Origin of the sequence: Kitasatospora sp. NPDC058170 (assembly GCF_042883905.1) — a bacterium.
Taxonomy (GTDB): Bacteria; Actinomycetota; Actinomycetes; order Streptomycetales; family Streptomycetaceae; genus Kitasatospora.
Map to the genome: position 1 here is coordinate 66,761 of NZ_JBHVUV010000013.1, position 15,254 is coordinate 82,014.

The following is a 15,254-nucleotide window of genomic DNA, read 5'->3' on the forward strand; positions in this document are numbered from 1 at the left end:
GTGCGCACCGCTGCAGAACCCCGGCGTGGGAGAGGCAGCGGGATGGGACGTTCGCTCGGTGTCAGCTGGTGCATGGGTGGTGCTCTTCACTGCGTCGGGTGGTGCGGGTGGTGCGGGTGGTGCGAGTGGTGCGGGTGGTGCTGCCCCGGGGCGGCGGGGAAGACTGTCGCCGCCCCGGGGAGGTTCACGGGCCCGGGCCTACAGGGCGCCGGGCGTCTCGGTGGTCAGGTGCTCGGGCCGGACCGGGATCCGGTTGAGCGCCAGGCCGGTCGCGTTGCGGATGGCGGCCACGATGGACGGCGTCGCGGAGACGGTCGGGGCCTCGCCGACACCGCGCAGCCCGTACGGGGCGTGCGGGTCGGGCAGTTCCAGGATGTCCACCGGGATCGGCGGGGTGTCCAGGATGGTGGGGATCAGGTAGTCGGTGAAGGACGCGTTGCGCACCTTCCCGTCCTTGACGATGATCTCCTCCATCACGGCCAGGCCGAGCGCCTGGGTGCAGCCGCCCTGGATCTGGCCGACCACCGAGAGCGGGTTCAGCGCCTTGCCGACGTCCTGGGCGGCGGTCAGCTCGACCACCTTGACCAGGCCCAGCTCGACGTCCACGTCGACCACCGCGCGATTGGCGCAGAAGGTGTACTGGACGTGGCCGAAGCCCTGCCCGGTCTCCTTGTCGAACGGGACGGTCGGGCGGTGGTGGTGCTCACGGGTGAGGTCGATCGCGTCGTCGCGCAGCAGGTCGACGATGGAGATCAGCGAACCCGCCGACTCCGAGACCACCTTGCCGCCGGCCAGCGTCAGATCGGTCTGGGTCCAGCCGTAGCGCCGGCGGCCCTTGTCGATCACGGCCTGCTTGACCGCCTCGGCGGCGAGCTTCACCGCACCGCCGGTCATGTAGGTCTGGCGCGAGGCGGAGGTGGAGCCGGCCGAGCCGACCTCGGTGTTCGCCGGGTGGATGGTGACCTGCTCCACGCCCAGCTCGGTGCGGACGATCTGGGCGTGCACGGTGATGCCGCCCTGGCCGACCTCGGCCATCGCGGTGTGCACCATGGCGACCGGCTCGCCGCCGATGACCTCGATCCGCACCCGCGCGGTGGAGTAGTCGTCGAAGCCCTCGGAGAAGCCGACGTTCTTGATGCCGACCGAGTAGCCGACGCCGCGCACGATGCCCTCGCCGTGCGAGGTGTTGGACAGCGCGCCCGGGATCTGGCGGACGTCCAGGTTCGCCAGGTCCAGCGGCGGCGGGAGCGGCATGTCCTTGACCCGCCGGAGCAGCTCGGCGACCGGGGCCGGCGAGTCGATCTGCTGGCCGGTGGGCAGGTGGTCGCCCTCGGCCATCGCGTTCAGTTGGCGCAGCTCGACCGGGTCCATGCCCAGCTCGGCGGCCAGCTTGTCCATCTGCGTCTCGTAGCCGAACGCGGCCTGGACGGCGCCGAACCCGCGCATCGCGCCGCAGGACGGGTTGTTGCTGTAGAGCGCGATGGCGTGCATCTTCACGTTCGGGATCACGTACGGGCCGTGTCCGAGCGAGGCCGCGTTGCCGACGACGGCGGGCGAGGCGGAGGCGTAGGCGCCGCCGTCCAGCACGATCCGGCAGTCGGCGAAGACCAGCTTGCCGTCGCGGGTGGCACCGTGCTCGTAGTGCATCCTGGCCGGGTGGCGGTGCACGTGGCCGAAGAAGGACTCGTCGCGGGCGTAGACGATCTTGACCGGCTTGCCGGTTCGCTGCGCCAGCAGGCAGGCGTGGATCTGCATCGACAGGTCCTCGCGGCCGCCGAAGGCACCGCCGACGCCGGCCAGGGTGAGGCGGACCTTCTCCTCCGGCAGGGCCAGCACGGGCGCCATCTGCTGGCGGTCCACGTGCAGCCACTGGGTGGCGATGTACAGGTCGATGCCGCCGTCCTCGGCGGGCACCGCGAGGCCGGACTCCGGGCCGAGGAAGGCCTGGTCCTGCATGCCGACCTCGTAGTCGCCGCTGACGATGACGTCCGCCAGCGCGCGGACCTCGTCCGTCACGCCCAGGCCGGAGACCAGCTTCTGCTCGTGGCAGATGTTGCCGTAGCCGTGCGACTTGTACTCGTGCGGCTCGTGCACGTAGCCGTACGTCTGCGGGTCGAGGCACTGCTCCTCGGTGGTGATCGGGGTGAGCACCTCGTACTCGACCTTGATCTTCTTCACCGCGCGGCGGGCCGTCTCCGGGTGGTCGGCCGCGACCAGCGCGATCGCCTCACCGTGGTAGCGGACCTTGTCGATCGCCAGGGCCGGCTGGTCCTGGATCTCCAGGCCGTAGAACTTCGAGCCCGGGATGTCGTCGTGGGTGAGGACCGCGTACACGCCGGGGACCTTCAGGGCCTCGGAGATGTCCACCGAGAGGATGTTGGCGCGGGGGTGCGGCGAGCGCAGCGCCATACCCCAGAGCATGTCCTCGTGCCACATGTCGGACGAGTAGGCGAACTCGCCCCTGACCTTCAGGTTGCCGTCCGGGCGCAGCGGCGAGCCGCCGATGCCGTCCTTGCTGGCCTGGTTTATGTTCTGCAGGTTCTTCTGACCCTGGATGGTTCGAGTGCTCATGCTCCAAGCCCCTTGCCGGCGCACTTGCGGGCGGAAGCCAGCCGCACCGCGTCCATGATCTTCTCGTAGCCCGTGCAGCGGCAGAGGTTGCCGGAGAGCGCCTCGCGGATGTCGTTGTCGCTCGGCTGGGCGTCCTGCTCCAGCAGCGCGTCGGTCTGCACCAGGAGGCCGGGGGTGCAGAAGCCGCACTGCACGGCGCCGGCGTCGACGAAGGCCTGCTGGACGAGGCCCAGCTCGCCGCCCTCGTCGGCCAGGCCCTCGACGGTGCGCACGTCCCGGTCCTGCACCTGGCCGGCCGCGACCAGACAGGAACAGACCGGGGTGCCGTCCAGGTAGACCGTGCAGGAGCCGCACTCGCCCTGCTCGCAGGCGTTCTTCGAACCCGGCAGGCCGACCCGCTCGCGCAGCACGTACAGGAGGCTCTCGCCCTCCCAGACGTCGTCCGCCTCGACGGGCTTGCCGTTGGCGGTGAAAGTGACCCTCATGCCGCGCTCCTGATCTGCTTGCTGTAGTCGTTCCACGTCCAGGTGAGCGTGCGGCGGGCCATCACGGCCAGCGAGTGCCGGCGGTAGTCGGCGGTGCCGCGGACGTCGTCGATCGGGGAGGCGGCGGCCTTCACCAGTTCGCCGAACTGCTGGATCACCTCGGCGCCCAGCAGGTCGCCGGACTCCCACAGACCGCGCTCGGCGAGCACGCCCTGCAGGTACTCCTCGGCCGCCACGGCGCGGCGCGGCGTGGGGGCGGCCGAACCGATGCCGGTGCCGACGGTGCCGTTCTTCGGGTGAAGGGCGAAACCGAAGGCGCAGACCGCGATCACCATGGCGTTGCGGGTGCCGATCTTGGAGAACTGCTGGGGGCCGTCCGCGACCGGGATGTGCACCGCGCGGATCAGCTCGTCCTGCTCCAGCGAGTTGCGCTTGACGCCGACGTAGAACTCGTCGATCGGGATCATCCGGGTGCCGCGCACGGATGCGGCCTCCACGAAGACGTCCCGGCCGGCCGCCAGCAGCGCGGGGTGCGCGTCACCGGCGGGCGAGGCGCCACCGAGGTTGCCGCCCACGCCGCCGCGGTTGCGGATCTGCGGGGAGCCCACGGTGTGGGACGCCAGCGCGAGGCCCGGCAGCGGGCCGGACAGCTCGTCGATGATCCGGGTGTACGGGACGGAGGCACCGAGCCGGACGACGTCGCCGTCGTTCGACCATTCGGTGAGCTCGGTGATGCGGTTCAGGTCGAGAATCGCGGATGGCCGGTGCACGTCGAAGTTCATCTCGACCATGACGTCCGTACCGCCCGAGATGGGCAGCGCGGTCGGGTACTCAGCCTTCACCGCGAGTGCCTCGTCCCAGGTAGCGGGCCGAAGGAACTCCATGCGGGTGTCTCCTCAAGTCGTCGCCTGCCGGGCGGGTGGGCACAGTGCCCGGAACCCGGTGTTCGGACCACGCAAACCGCTTCGTTGCCTCGGCGTCGGATCCTGGTCACCGGTTCGTGTCCGGCGGCGTGTTTGCCAGTGAACCGCTGTGACGGGGCCCACTGGCAGTCACCGATGGCATGAAGCCCCGGCTGTGGTCCCGCCCGCCATCCTGTACGTTCCTCTAAGGACGACAATCTCGCAGCCCAGCTGTGGACCGGGCGCCACCTACGACCGTAATCCGGCCGTGATTCCCAAGCTACGGGCCCGTAATCCGGGTGCCGGTCGGTACGTAACACCGAGGACTGATGTTCGGGCACACTGTGACCCCCCGGACCGCGTGCTCGGGCACCCCCACCCTCACCCCAGCCCGTTAGGAGTCCGCGGATGCGTGTCCGTGACCTGCTCGCCCCCGGCGCCCCGAGACTGCGCCTGCTCGCGGCCGAGGAGGAGCTGGACCGGCAGGTCAGCGGCGTCATGACCACCGACCTGCACGACCCCGGCCGCTACCTCCACGGCGGTGAGCTGGTGCTCACCGGCATGCTCTGGCGCACCGCGCCGGCCGACTCCGAGCGCTTCGTGCGCACCATCGTGGCCGGCGGCGCCGTCGCCCTCGCGGCCGGCGAGGCCGAGGTCGGGCCCGTCCCCGAGGACCTGGTCGAGGCGTGTCGACGCCACCGGATGCCCCTGTTGGCCGTACCCGACGACATCGCCTTCGGCACGGTCACCGAGTTCATCGGCCGCCAGGTCTCCGCCGACCGCGCCGCGGACCTGGCCGCCCTGGTCGACCGCCACCGGCTGCTGGTCTCCGCGGCCGGCGGCGGCGGCCTGGACGCCGTCCTCGACCTGCTCGGCGGCGACCTCGACCTCGACTGCTGGGTGCTCACCCCGACCGGCGCGGTGATCGCCGGACCCGCCGACCGGCTCTCCGCCGAGGACCGCGACCAGCTCGTCCGCGCCCACCTCGGCGCCCAGCGCCAGCGCCGCCGCCCCCCGCACCGGGCCCGGCTGGCCACCGGCTCGTACTCGCTGCTGCCCGCCCCCGCGCTGGCCGACACCGAGGCGCCGCTCGCCGACTGGGTGCTCGCGGTGGCCGGCGACGTCACCGAGTGGACCGGCAAGCGCCAGCAGCTCGCCGAGAACCTGGCCCGCCTGGTCGCCGCCGAGCGCCACCGCCGCGACGAGGGCCGCCGACTGCGCCGCCGCCTCGCCGACGAGGTGCTGACCCTGCTTCAGCGCGACGCCGACCCGACCGAGATCAGCCGCACCCTCTACGCCTCCAGTGCGATGGCCGCCCGCTACGAGAGCCCCGAGCCCAAGCCCCAGACGCCGGACGGCTCCTGGCTGGTGCTCAGCGCCGAGGGGACGGGCCTGCCCGAAGGGGTGGTGCGCTCGGTCCTGGAGGAAGCTCTCAACGGGACCACCGACCGCGCCCTGGTGGCCGGGGCCGGCACCGGCGCCGTCGTGGTGATGCCCGCCTTCGACAGCACGGTGCCCGCCGACACCCTGCGCGAGCTGCTCGCCCCGCTGGAGGCCGGCCTCGGCTCGGAGGGCCGGATCACCCTCGGCGTCTCCGCCCCCGCCTCCGAGGCGGGCGGCCTGCGCGGCGCGCTGGAGGAGGCCCGGCACGCCCGCCGGATCGCCGCCGCCCGGGTCGGCCGGGTCTGCGTGGCCGGTCCGGAGGAGCTGGCCTCGCACGTGCTGCTGCTGGCCGCCGTCCCCGACGAGGTCCGCCGGGCCTTCCGCAGCCGGCTGCTGGACAAGGTGATCGCCTACGACATCGAGCACCAGGCGGACCTGGTCCGCACGCTGGAGGCGTTCCTGCGCTCGGACGGCTCCTGGACCCGCTGCGCCGCCCAGCTGCACGTCCACGTCAACACGCTGCGGTACCGGATCGGCCGTATCGAGGAACTGACGGGCCGGGACCTCTCCCGGCTGGAGGACCGGGTGGACTTCTACCTGGCGCTCGAACTGGCCTGAGCCGTCCTGCTCCGGCACGGCTCCGCGGCGGCCCCTGCGGGTCCCGCCGGAACGCGCGAGGGCCCGCCGCGCAGTTGCGCGGCGGGCCCTCGTGTCCGGCTCGGTTACGGCTGGGCCGGGATGACCGAGGTGAGCCACTCGAAGACGCCCGGCACCATGTTCTTCCAGACGTCGCTGGAGTGCGGCCCGGTGGTCTCCTGGACCTGGATGGTGGTCGGGGCCTTGGCGACCGCCGCGATGGCCTGGCCGTCCTCGTAGCCGTCGCCCTTGTTGCCGCTGATGTACAGGGCGACCTTCGGCGGCTGGGCGGCGGTCTTCACGATGTTGACCGGGTTGTTGGCCTCGCGCAGCTTCGCGTCCTTGCCGACCAGCGAGTCCTTCTCGACCGCCGGGTCGTTGTAGCCGGAGAGGCTGACGCCGGCCCGGTAGCGGTTGGGGTGGGCCAGGGACAGCTTGGTGGCGCAGTGGGCGCCGGCCGAGTAGCCGGCGACCCCCCAGCGGTCGGGGGACGGGTCGGCGCGGAAGTTGTCCAGCACCATCTGCGGGACGTCCCGGGTCAGCCAGGTGTCCGCGTTGACCTTGCCGGGCACGTCGGTGCAGCCGGCGTCGGTGCTGTTGCCCAGCAGCAGGGTGCGCGGCGAGACCAGGATGAACGGCGCCACCTTGCCCTGCTGCATCAGCGGCTTCAGCTGCTCGGAGACCTTCAGCGTGCCGTACCAGGTGGAGGACGACCCGGGGAAGCCCGGGATCAGCTCGACGACCGGGAACTTCCTGTCCTTGAACGCCGGGTCGTGGTACTGCGGCGGCAGCCAGACCAGCACCTCGCCGTCCACCCCGGACAGCTGGCCCTTGAGCTCGGTCTTCTGGACGTCGTTCGGCACCTTCGGGTCGTCGACGCCCTTGAAGGACTGCAGCGCCTTCGCGGGCGGCTTGGCGTCACCGGCGGGCGCCGGGGTGCCGGTCGCGGCGCCCGGCGCCGCGGGGTCGGCCGGCGGGACGGAGGGCACGGCCCGGACGTGGTTGCCGGTGCCGAGCAGGTCGTCCCAGCTGCCGTAGATCAGGTTGGCGTTGTTGACCATGACGAAGACCATCACCACGGCCGTGACCTGGCAGAACACGATCATGGCAAGCCTGGACAGGATCCGCACCGGCTCGGGGCCTCGCACCTTGCCCCAGAGCAGCATCGCCACCGCGATGGAGATCGGCACGAGGATCACCGTGCAGACGAAGAATGGCGTACCTACCAGTTGCATCAAGTTCTCGTATCCGGGTTGCAAGCCGCCCCGGGCCCCACTCGCCCGGAACGCACTCCAATGGCATCAGACGGTCTGGAACGGGGGTCGGTTGCCGTCCGAATCTGTGCGGAACCTGAGAGGAACATCACGTTTCCGTGATGATCCCTTTTCGGGTCGGACATAGTCTGCCATCTGGGCGGCCCTCATCCGGACTTCGGCCGGGCGGGATGCCCAGCGAACTCCCAGGATCTTCCCCCGCGGGCACGATACCGCCCGGACGGACCGCGGCGGCGGGCGAGGCGGTGCAAGAGCCCGTGCGGCGGGAAGCGAGACTATGGGGATGAGCACAACCCGCTTTCGCCCTTCCCGCCGGCTCCGGCCGGTCTGCGCCGCCCTGGTGCTGCTGGCCGCCGTGGCCGGCTGCAGCAGCACCGGCGGCCTCCGCGCCGAGCAGGCCCGCGACAGGGCCGCCGCGGCCGCCGGAGCCGCCGTCACCACCCCCCGCTGGAAGGTCGCCATGGTGACCCACGCGGGCGCCGGCGACGCCTTCTGGGACACCGTGCGCAAGGGCGCCGAGCAGGCCGCGGCCAAGGACAACATCACCTTCCTGTACTCCAACGACGCGCAGACCCAGAACCAGGTCCAGCTCGTCCAGGCGGCCATCGACCAGAAGGTCGACGGCCTGCTGGTCACCCTCGCCAAGGGCGACGCGCTCGGCGACGTGCTCGGCAAGGCCAAGGCCGCCGGCATCCCGGTGATCACCATCAACTCCGGCCAGGAGTACTCCGCCCGGTTCGGCGCGCTCACCCACATCGGCCAGGACGAGACCACCGCCGGCCAGGCGGCCGGCGCCGAGCTCGCCGCGCGCGGGCGCCGGAACGTGCTCTGCGTGATCCACGAGCAGGGCAACGTCGGCCAGGAGCAGCGCTGCTCCGGCGCCCAGTCCAAGGCCGCCGGCTCCTTCCAGGTGCTCTACGTGGACGGCGTCAACATGCCCGACGCCCGCGCCGCGATCTCCGCCAAGCTCCAGGCCGACCAGGGCATCGACACCGTGCTCACGCTCTCCGGCCCGATGGCCGCCACCGGTCTGCAGGCCGTCCAGGACGCCCGCCGCACCGTCGAGCTCGACACCTTCGACCTGGGCACGCAGGTGGTGGCCGGCCTCAAGTCCGGCAGCGTCGGCTTCGCCGTCGACCAGCAGCCCTACCTCCAGGGCTACGAGGGCGTCGACCTGCTCTGGCTCTACCGCTCCAACCTGGACATGCTCGGCGGCGGCAAGCCCGTGCTCACCGGCCCGCAGATCCTCACCAGGGACGACGCCGACGCGCTCGCCGAGTACGTCGCGAGGGGGACGCGTTGAGCACCGACCTCCTCGTCCAGGACCGCCCGGCCGCCCTGCGGCGGATCCTCGCCCGCCCCGAGCTCGGCGCGCTGATCGCCGCCGTCGCGGTGTTCCTGGTCTTCGCCGCCGTCGCCGAGCCCTTCCTGCGGGTCTCCTCCCTGGGCACCGTGCTGTACGCGGCCTCCACCATCGGGATCATGGCGGTACCGGTCTCGCTGCTGATGATCGGCGGCGAGTTCGACCTCTCGGCCGGCGTGCTGGTCACCACCGCGGCGCTGACCTCGTCCATGGTCAGCTACCAGCTGACCGCGGTGACCTGGGTCGGCGTCCTGGTCTCGCTGCTGGTCACACTGGCCGTCGGCGGCTTTAACGGCTGGATGCTCGGCCGCACCCGGCTGCCCAGCTTCATCGTCACCCTGGGCACCTTCCTGATGCTCACCGGTGCCAACCTCGGCGTCACCAAGCTGGTCTCCGGCACCGTCTCCACCAAGCCGATCTCCGACATGGAGGGCTTCGCCTCCTGCCGCTGGCTGTTCGCCTCCGAGGTCACCGTCGGCGGGCTGACGATCAAGGCCACCGTCTGGTGGTGGCTCGGCCTGCTGGCGGCCGGCAGCTGGGTGCTGCTGCGCACCCGCTTCGGCAACTGGGTCTTCGCCGTCGGCGGGGACGCGGCCGCCGCCCGGGCGGTCGGCGTGCCGGTGGCCCGGACGAAGACGGTGCTCTACCTCGGCGTCGGCTTCTGCGCCTGGGTGCTCGGCCAGCACCTGCTGTTCTCCTTCGACACCGTGCAGTCCGGCGAGGGCGTCGGCAACGAGCTGATCTACATCGTCGCGGCCGTCATCGGCGGCTGCCTGATCACCGGCGGCTACGGCTCGGTGGTCGGCTCGGCGCTCGGCGCGCTGATCTTCGGCATGGTCAGCAAGGGCATCATCTACGCCCAGTGGAACCCCGACTGGTTCAAGTTCTTCCTCGGCGCCATGCTGCTGCTGGCCGCCCTGCTGAACTCCTGGGTCAAGGGCCGGGCCGAGCGGGGGCCGCGATGAACGCGCCGATCCCGACCGACGGGCCGGTCGCCGGCGGGCACCCGGAGCCGGGCGCCGAGCTGCTCTCCCTGGAGGGCGTCGGCAAGACCTACGGCACCGTCCGGGCGCTCCAGGACGTCTCGCTCACCCTGCACGCCGGCGAGATCAGCTGCGTGCTGGGCGACAACGGCGCCGGCAAGTCCACCCTGATCAAGATCATCGCCGGGCTGCACCGGCACGACGAGGGCCGCTACACCGTCGGCGGCGAGGAGGTCCGGCTCGACTCCCCGCGCCAGGCCCTCGACCTCGGCATCGCCACCGTCTACCAGGACCTCGCCGTGGTGCCGCTGATGCCGGTCTGGCGCAACTTCTTCCTCGGCTCCGAACAGGGGTACCGGCGCTGGGGCGGCCTCCGGCTGGACGCCGACGGGATGCGCGCCACCACGCGGGAGGCGCTCGCCCGGATGGGCATCGACCTGCACGACGTGGACCGCCCGATCGGCACCCTCTCCGGCGGCCAGCGGCAGTGCGTGGCGATCGCCCGGGCCGTCCACTTCGGGGCGCGCGTCCTGATCCTCGACGAGCCGACCGCCGCCCTCGGCGTCAAGCAGTCCGGGGTGGTGCTCAAGTACGTCACCGCCGCCCGCGACGCCGGGCTCGGGGTCGTCCTGATCACCCACAACCCGCACCACGCCCACCTGGTCGGCGACCACTTCACCCTGCTGAAGCGGGGGCGGATGGCCGGCAGCCACCCCCGGGCGGAGATCAGCCTCGAACAGCTCACCACCGAGATGGCGGGCGGCTCCGACCTCGCCGAGCTCTCGCACGAACTGGGCCGCCCCGACCCCTCCACCGACCCGAAGGAGCGCCCGCAGCCATGACCAGCCCGCATGGCACCACCCGGCCGGCCGTCCTGCCCAACCTGCTCGGCCTCGGCCCGCGCGCCGAGCGCCGCCGCCGCGCCCTGCCCGCGGGCATCCTGCGGCTGCCCACCATCGGTGTCGACATCGGCGGCACCAAGGTGGTCGCGGGCGTCGTGGACGGCGAGGGCCGGATCCTGGAGAAGCTGCGCACCGACACCCCGGACAAGAGCAGGAGCGCCAAGGTCGTCGAGGACGTCATCGTCGAGCTGGTGCTCCAGCTCGCCGACCGGCACGACGTCCACGCGGTGGGCATCGGCGCGGCCGGCTGGGTGGACGCGGACCGCTCCAAGGTGCTCTTCGCGCCGCACCTGAACTGGCGCAACGAGCCGCTCCAGCAGGCGCTCAGCGAGCGGCTGCGGTTCCCGGTGATCGTCGAGAACGACGCCAACGCGGCCGCCTGGGCGGAGTGGCGGTTCGGCGCCGGGCGCGGCGAGGACCACATGGTGATGCTCACCCTCGGCACCGGCATCGGCGGGGCCGTCGTCCGCGACGGCTACGTCGACCGGGGCAAGTACGGGCTGGGCGGCGAGTTCGGGCACATGCAGGTGGTGCCCGGCGGGCACCGCTGCCCGTGCGGCAACCGGGGCTGCTGGGAGCAGTACTCCTCCGGCAACGCCCTGGTGCGGGACGCGCGCGAGCTGGTCGCCGAGGAGTCACCGGTGGTGCAGCCGCTGCTGGCCCGGGCCGGCGGCGCGGTCGAGGGCATCACCGGCCCGCTGGTCACCGAGGCCGCCCGGGCCGGCGACCCGACCGCCACCGAGCTGCTCTACGAGGTCGGCACCTGGCTCGGCGTCGGCATCGCCAACCTGGCGGCCGCCCTCGACCCCGGCCGCTTCGTGATCGGCGGCGGTGTCTCCGAGGCCGGCGATCTCCTCCTCGCCCCGGCCCGCGACACCTTCCGTCGCACCCTCACCGGCCGCGGCTTCCGGCCCGAGGCCGCCATCGTGCACGCGGCCCTCGGCAACGAGGCCGGCCTGGTCGGCGCCGCCGACCTCGCCCGCCAGGTCGCCCGCCGCTTCCGCACCATCAAGCGCCGCCGGGTGGAGCGCAGCGTGTCCTAGTGCCGCGTCAGGCAACTTTTGCCCGCGACGGGGCGAAGGTTGCCTGACGCGGCACTAGCGAACGGGAACAGGGCCGGCGGTGTGTCAACTACCCGTTGGTAGCCGCGATGCCCTGTTGTCCGGTCCATGCCTCCTGTGAAACAACGGAGCTGACGCCGACTCAGGAGGCCCTCGGATGAGAGCTCTGGCCCGTATCACCCCGCCGTTGTTGCTCGCCACCGCGCTGGTCTGTTCGGCCGCCGGGCCGGCCGGGGCGGCGGGGCCGCCACCGAAGGCGCCCGAGGCGGTGGGCTGGGGCGGGGCGGTGGCCAGCGTGGACGCGGACGCCACGGCCGCGGGCATCGAGGTGCTGCGCAAGGGCGGCAACGCCGTGGACGCGGCGGTGGCCGTGGCGGCGGCGCTCGGCGTGACGGAGCCGTACTCGGCCGGCATCGGCGGGGGCGGGTACTTCGTCTACTACGACCACGACAGCGGCCGGGTGCACACCATCGACGGCCGGGAGACGGCCTCCCGGACGGCCGACGAGGGGCTGTTCCTGGAGGGCGGCAAGCCGCTGCCGTTCGCGGACGCCGTCACCAGCGGGCTCTCGGTCGGGGTGCCCGGCTCCCCGGCGACCTGGGAGACGGCCGTCCAGGCGTGGGGGAAGCGCTCGTTCGCCGACGCGCTGAAACCCGCCGAGCGGATCGCCGAGCAGGGGTTCACGGTCGACCAGACCTTCCAGGACCAGACCGCGCTCAACCAGGACCGGTTCAAGGACTTCCCCGCCACCCGCAGCCTCTTCCTGCCCGGCGGCAAGCTGCCCGCGGTCGGCTCCACCTTCCGCAACCCCGACCTGGCGGCCACCTACCGCCAGCTGGGCCGGGAGGGCACCGGGACGCTCTACCGGGGCGCGCTCGGCGCCGACGTCGTCCGGACCGTCCAGCAGCCGCCGGTCGACCCGGCCTCCGGGCGCAACGCCCGCCCGGGCAAGGTGGACGCCGCCGACCTGGCCGCCTACCAGGTCCGCCGCCAGCAGCCCACCCACGTCGCCTACCGCGACTACGACATCTACTCGATCGCCCCCTCCAGCTCCGGCGGCACCACCGTCGGCGAGGCGCTCGGCATCCTGGAGGACGGCGAGCTGTCCGCCCTGGACACCACGCAGTACTACCACCACTTCCTGGAGGCCACCCGGATCTCCTTCGCCGACCGCAACCGCTGGGTCGGCGACCCGCGCTTCTCCGACGTCCCCGCCAAGGAGCTGCTCTCCGCGCGCTACGCCGCCGCGCGGGCCTGCCTGATCAGCCCCGACCGCGCGCTCACCAGCCCGCTGGCGCCCGGCGACCCGCGCCACCCGGCCGACTGCGCGAGCGCCGGCGCCGCGGCGCCCGAGCCGTACGAGGGGCTGAGCACCAGCCACCTCACCGTCGCCGACCGGTGGGGCAACATCGTCTCCTACACGCTGACCCTGGAGCAGACCGGCGGCAGCGGCATCACCGTGCCCGGCCGGGGCTTCCTGCTGAACAACGAGCTGACCGACTTCAGCTTCACCCCGCTCGTCCCCGGGGTGCCCGACCCCAACCTGCCCGGGCCCGGCAAGCGCCCGCGCTCCTCGCTCTCGCCGACCATCGTGCTGCGCGACGGCGAGCCCGTCCTGGCGGCCGGCTCGCCCGGCGGCGCGACCATCATCACCACCACCCTGCAGGTCCTGCTCGGCCGGCTCGACCGCGGCCTGAGCCTGGAGCAGGCGATCGCCGCACCGCGCGCCAGCCAGCGCAACACCGCGGCCACCCAGGCCGAGCCCGGCTTCCTCGCGCTGCCCGAGCGGGCCCGGCTGGAGGCGCTCGGCCACGCCTTCGCCACCACACCCGAGATCGGCGCCGCGACCGGCGTCGAGCGGCTGCCGGACGGCCGCTGGGTGGCGGCCGCCGAACCGGTGCGGCGCGGCGGCGGCGCGGCCGCGGTGGTGCGGCCCGCCCCCTGAGCCGACCGGTTTGTCAGTGCGCGGCGGTAGATTCGGGGTGGGCGTTCCCGGCCTTGCGGGGCCGCCCACCCCTCGCCCGCTCCTGTCCGCACCACCGGGAAGGCCGCCCGCCGTGACCGTCCGCATCGCCACCTGGAACATCAACTCCGTGACCGCGCGGCTGCCCAAACTCCTGGAGTGGCTGGAGAGCGCCAAGCCGGACGTGCTCTGCCTCCAGGAGCTCAAGTGCGCCGGGAGCGCCTTCCCGTACGAGCCGGTGCGCGAGCTGGGCTACGAGACGGCCGCCCACGGCACCGGCCGGTGGAACGGCGTCGCGATCGTCTCCCGGATCGGCCTGGACGACGTGGTCCGCGACCTCCCGGGCCAGCCCGGCTACCTCGCCGACGACGCCCTGCTGCCCGACGTCGAGCCGCGCGCCATCGCCGCCACCTGCGGGCCGGTCCGGGTCTGGTCGGTCTACGTGCCCAACGGCCGCGAGGTCGACCACGCCCACTACCGCTACAAGCTGGAGTGGCTGGAGGCCCTGCGCCAGGCCTCGCTGGAGGACGCCGCGGGGGAGCGGCCGTTCGCCGTCCTGGGCGACTTCAACATCGCGCCCACCGACGAGGACGTCTTCGACCTCGCCGCCTTCGAGGGCCTGACCCACGTCACCCCCGCCGAGCGCGCCGCCCTCGCGGCCCTCGGCGAGGCCGGCCTCCAGGACGTCGTGCCCCGCCCGCTCAAGTACGACCGCCCCTACACCTACTGGGACTACCGCCAGCTGGCGTTCCCCAAGAACCGGGGCATGCGGATCGACCTCACCTACGCCAACAAGCCCTTCGCCGACGCCGTGACGGACAGCTACGTCGACCGCGAGGCCCGCAAGGGCAAGGGCACGTCCGACCACGCGCCGGTCGTGGTCGACCTGGACCTCTGAGCCCGGTCCGGGTCGGTCCGGACCTGGCGGCCCGTCCCCCGAACGGTCCCGAGCGGTGGCCGGGCGGGGGGCGCGTGCCTACTGTCGGTGAGTGACTGGGTGTAGTTGTTCGATCACGAGGACATCGGAGTCCCCGGCTGCGCCCGAGAATCCCGGAGGTTCGGGTATGCGCTCCATGCGTACGGCCGCCGCCGCCCTGATCGGCGCGACGGTGCTGACCGGCCTGACGGCCCCCCTCGCGCTGGCCAAGGACGGCGCCGCCACGGTCAGCCCGTCCCAGGCCGCACCGGGCCAGACCGTGACGGTCACGGTCTCCTGTGAGAAGTCCGACAAGCCCAACGCCAAGACCATCACCGCCAGCTCCGCGGCCTTCGAGGGCGGTCCGGCCACCCTCACCCTCGGCTCGGACGGCAAGCACACCGGCTCCGCCCGGCTGGCGAGCAGGGACGGCGGCGCCAGCAAGGTCGACGGCACCTGCCCCGACGGCGGTGCCTTCTCGACCAGCGTCACCGTGACGACCGTCGCCTCCTCGTCCTCCTCGCCCGCCGAGAGCCTCGGCGAGTGGGGCAAGGCGGCCGGGGAGTGGGCCGGCTCGCTCGGGCAGTCCGGTGCGGGCAGTCAGCAGGTCGCTCCGCACGGCGCGGTGAAGACCGGTCTCGGCGGCTCGGTGGCCGCCAACCCGGCCGAGCTGGCCGGCGGCGCGGCGCTGGTCGCGGGCGGTATCGGCGGCTTCTGGCTGCTGCGGCGCCGCGGCGGCGCCGGGTCCGTCTGAGCCCGCTCCACCCGCTCCACCCCCTGCGCCGCCGGGCCCGATGGTCCGGCGGCGCAGGCGT

General features: G+C 72.8%; 12 protein-coding genes. 8 read left to right on the forward strand and 4 right to left on the reverse strand.

Going from position 1 to position 15,254, the window contains the following annotated elements:
- Positions 1-198 precede the first annotated feature (198 nt).
- The 3 genes from pucD to ACFVVX_RS16515 are packed head-to-tail and all read right to left on the reverse strand — an operon-like array spanning position 199 to position 3,940.
- Positions 199-2,571: a xanthine dehydrogenase subunit D gene (pucD, locus tag ACFVVX_RS16505; RefSeq protein ID WP_387945957.1), complete on the reverse strand. Its 2,373-nt coding sequence runs from the start codon at positions 2,569-2,571 to the stop codon at positions 199-201.
- Positions 2,568-3,056, reverse strand: coding sequence for a (2Fe-2S)-binding protein (locus ACFVVX_RS16510; RefSeq protein WP_387945959.1), 489 nt, complete (start codon positions 3,054-3,056; stop codon positions 2,568-2,570). The genes pucD and ACFVVX_RS16510 overlap by 4 nt, the downstream gene beginning before the upstream one ends.
- Positions 3,053-3,940, reverse strand: a complete 888-nt coding sequence (locus ACFVVX_RS16515; protein ID WP_387945961.1) for an FAD binding domain-containing protein — start codon at positions 3,938-3,940, stop codon at positions 3,053-3,055. Before ACFVVX_RS16515 ends, ACFVVX_RS16510 begins: the two co-directional genes overlap by 4 nt.
- 426 nt (positions 3,941-4,366) lie before the next feature.
- On the opposite strand from ACFVVX_RS16515, the gene ACFVVX_RS16520 reads away from it, so the two are divergent.
- On the forward strand, positions 4,367-5,959 hold the full coding sequence (locus ACFVVX_RS16520) for a PucR family transcriptional regulator (RefSeq protein WP_387945963.1): 1,593 nt from the start codon (positions 4,367-4,369) through the stop codon (positions 5,957-5,959).
- 104 nt (positions 5,960-6,063) lie between these two features.
- On the opposite strand, the gene ACFVVX_RS16525 is transcribed toward ACFVVX_RS16520, so the two are convergent.
- Positions 6,064-7,167, reverse strand: a complete 1,104-nt coding sequence (locus ACFVVX_RS16525; protein WP_387945965.1) for an alpha/beta hydrolase — start codon at positions 7,165-7,167, stop codon at positions 6,064-6,066.
- 367 nt (positions 7,168-7,534) lie between these two features.
- Between ACFVVX_RS16525 and ACFVVX_RS16530 the strand changes: the two genes are divergently transcribed.
- The 7 genes from ACFVVX_RS16530 to ACFVVX_RS16560 all read left to right on the forward strand — a co-directional run bounded on the left by ACFVVX_RS16530 (position 7,535) and on the right by ACFVVX_RS16560 (position 15,193).
- Complete coding sequence (locus tag ACFVVX_RS16530; RefSeq protein ID WP_387945967.1) at positions 7,535-8,554, forward strand: sugar ABC transporter substrate-binding protein; 1,020 nt, start codon at positions 7,535-7,537, stop codon at positions 8,552-8,554.
- Positions 8,551-9,579, forward strand: coding sequence for an ABC transporter permease (locus tag ACFVVX_RS16535; protein ID WP_387945969.1), 1,029 nt, complete (start codon positions 8,551-8,553; stop codon positions 9,577-9,579). The genes ACFVVX_RS16530 and ACFVVX_RS16535 overlap by 4 nt, the downstream gene beginning before the upstream one ends.
- Positions 9,576-10,439: an ATP-binding cassette domain-containing protein gene (locus ACFVVX_RS16540; protein WP_387945971.1), complete on the forward strand. Its 864-nt coding sequence runs from the start codon at positions 9,576-9,578 to the stop codon at positions 10,437-10,439. Before ACFVVX_RS16535 ends, ACFVVX_RS16540 begins: the two co-directional genes overlap by 4 nt.
- Entirely contained in the window at positions 10,436-11,542 is a 1,107-nt protein-coding gene (locus ACFVVX_RS16545) for an ROK family glucokinase (RefSeq protein WP_387945973.1), read from the forward strand. The genes ACFVVX_RS16540 and ACFVVX_RS16545 overlap by 4 nt, the downstream gene beginning before the upstream one ends.
- A gap of 175 nt (positions 11,543-11,717) precedes the next feature.
- Complete coding sequence (gene ggt, locus ACFVVX_RS16550) at positions 11,718-13,505, forward strand: gamma-glutamyltransferase (protein ID WP_387945975.1); 1,788 nt, start codon at positions 11,718-11,720, stop codon at positions 13,503-13,505.
- Between the two features lie 112 nt (positions 13,506-13,617).
- Positions 13,618-14,421, forward strand: a complete 804-nt coding sequence (locus ACFVVX_RS16555; protein ID WP_387945977.1) for an exodeoxyribonuclease III — start codon at positions 13,618-13,620, stop codon at positions 14,419-14,421.
- Between the two features lie 166 nt (positions 14,422-14,587).
- Positions 14,588-15,193 (forward strand): hypothetical protein, encoded by a 606-nt coding sequence (locus ACFVVX_RS16560; RefSeq protein ID WP_387945979.1) that lies wholly within the window; start codon positions 14,588-14,590, stop codon positions 15,191-15,193.
- Positions 15,194-15,254: the final 61 nt, after the last annotated feature.

Coding starts and splice junctions, on each gene's coding strand:
- ACFVVX_RS16530 (WP_387945967.1), top strand. CDS start 7,535: ATGAGCACAACCCGCTTTCGCCCTTCCCGCCGGCTCCGGCCGGTCTGC.
- ACFVVX_RS16510 (WP_387945959.1), bottom strand. CDS start 3,056: ATGAGGGTCACTTTCACCGCCAACGGCAAGCCCGTCGAGGCGGACGAC.
- ACFVVX_RS16540 (WP_387945971.1), top strand. CDS start 9,576: ATGAACGCGCCGATCCCGACCGACGGGCCGGTCGCCGGCGGGCACCCG.
- ggt (WP_387945975.1), top strand. CDS start 11,718: ATGAGAGCTCTGGCCCGTATCACCCCGCCGTTGTTGCTCGCCACCGCG.
- ACFVVX_RS16515 (WP_387945961.1), bottom strand. CDS start 3,940: ATGGAGTTCCTTCGGCCCGCTACCTGGGACGAGGCACTCGCGGTGAAG.
- ACFVVX_RS16560 (WP_387945979.1), top strand. CDS start 14,588: ATGCGCTCCATGCGTACGGCCGCCGCCGCCCTGATCGGCGCGACGGTG.
- ACFVVX_RS16520 (WP_387945963.1), top strand. CDS start 4,367: ATGCGTGTCCGTGACCTGCTCGCCCCCGGCGCCCCGAGACTGCGCCTG.
- pucD (WP_387945957.1), bottom strand. CDS start 2,571: ATGAGCACTCGAACCATCCAGGGTCAGAAGAACCTGCAGAACATAAAC.
- ACFVVX_RS16545 (WP_387945973.1), top strand. CDS start 10,436: ATGACCAGCCCGCATGGCACCACCCGGCCGGCCGTCCTGCCCAACCTG.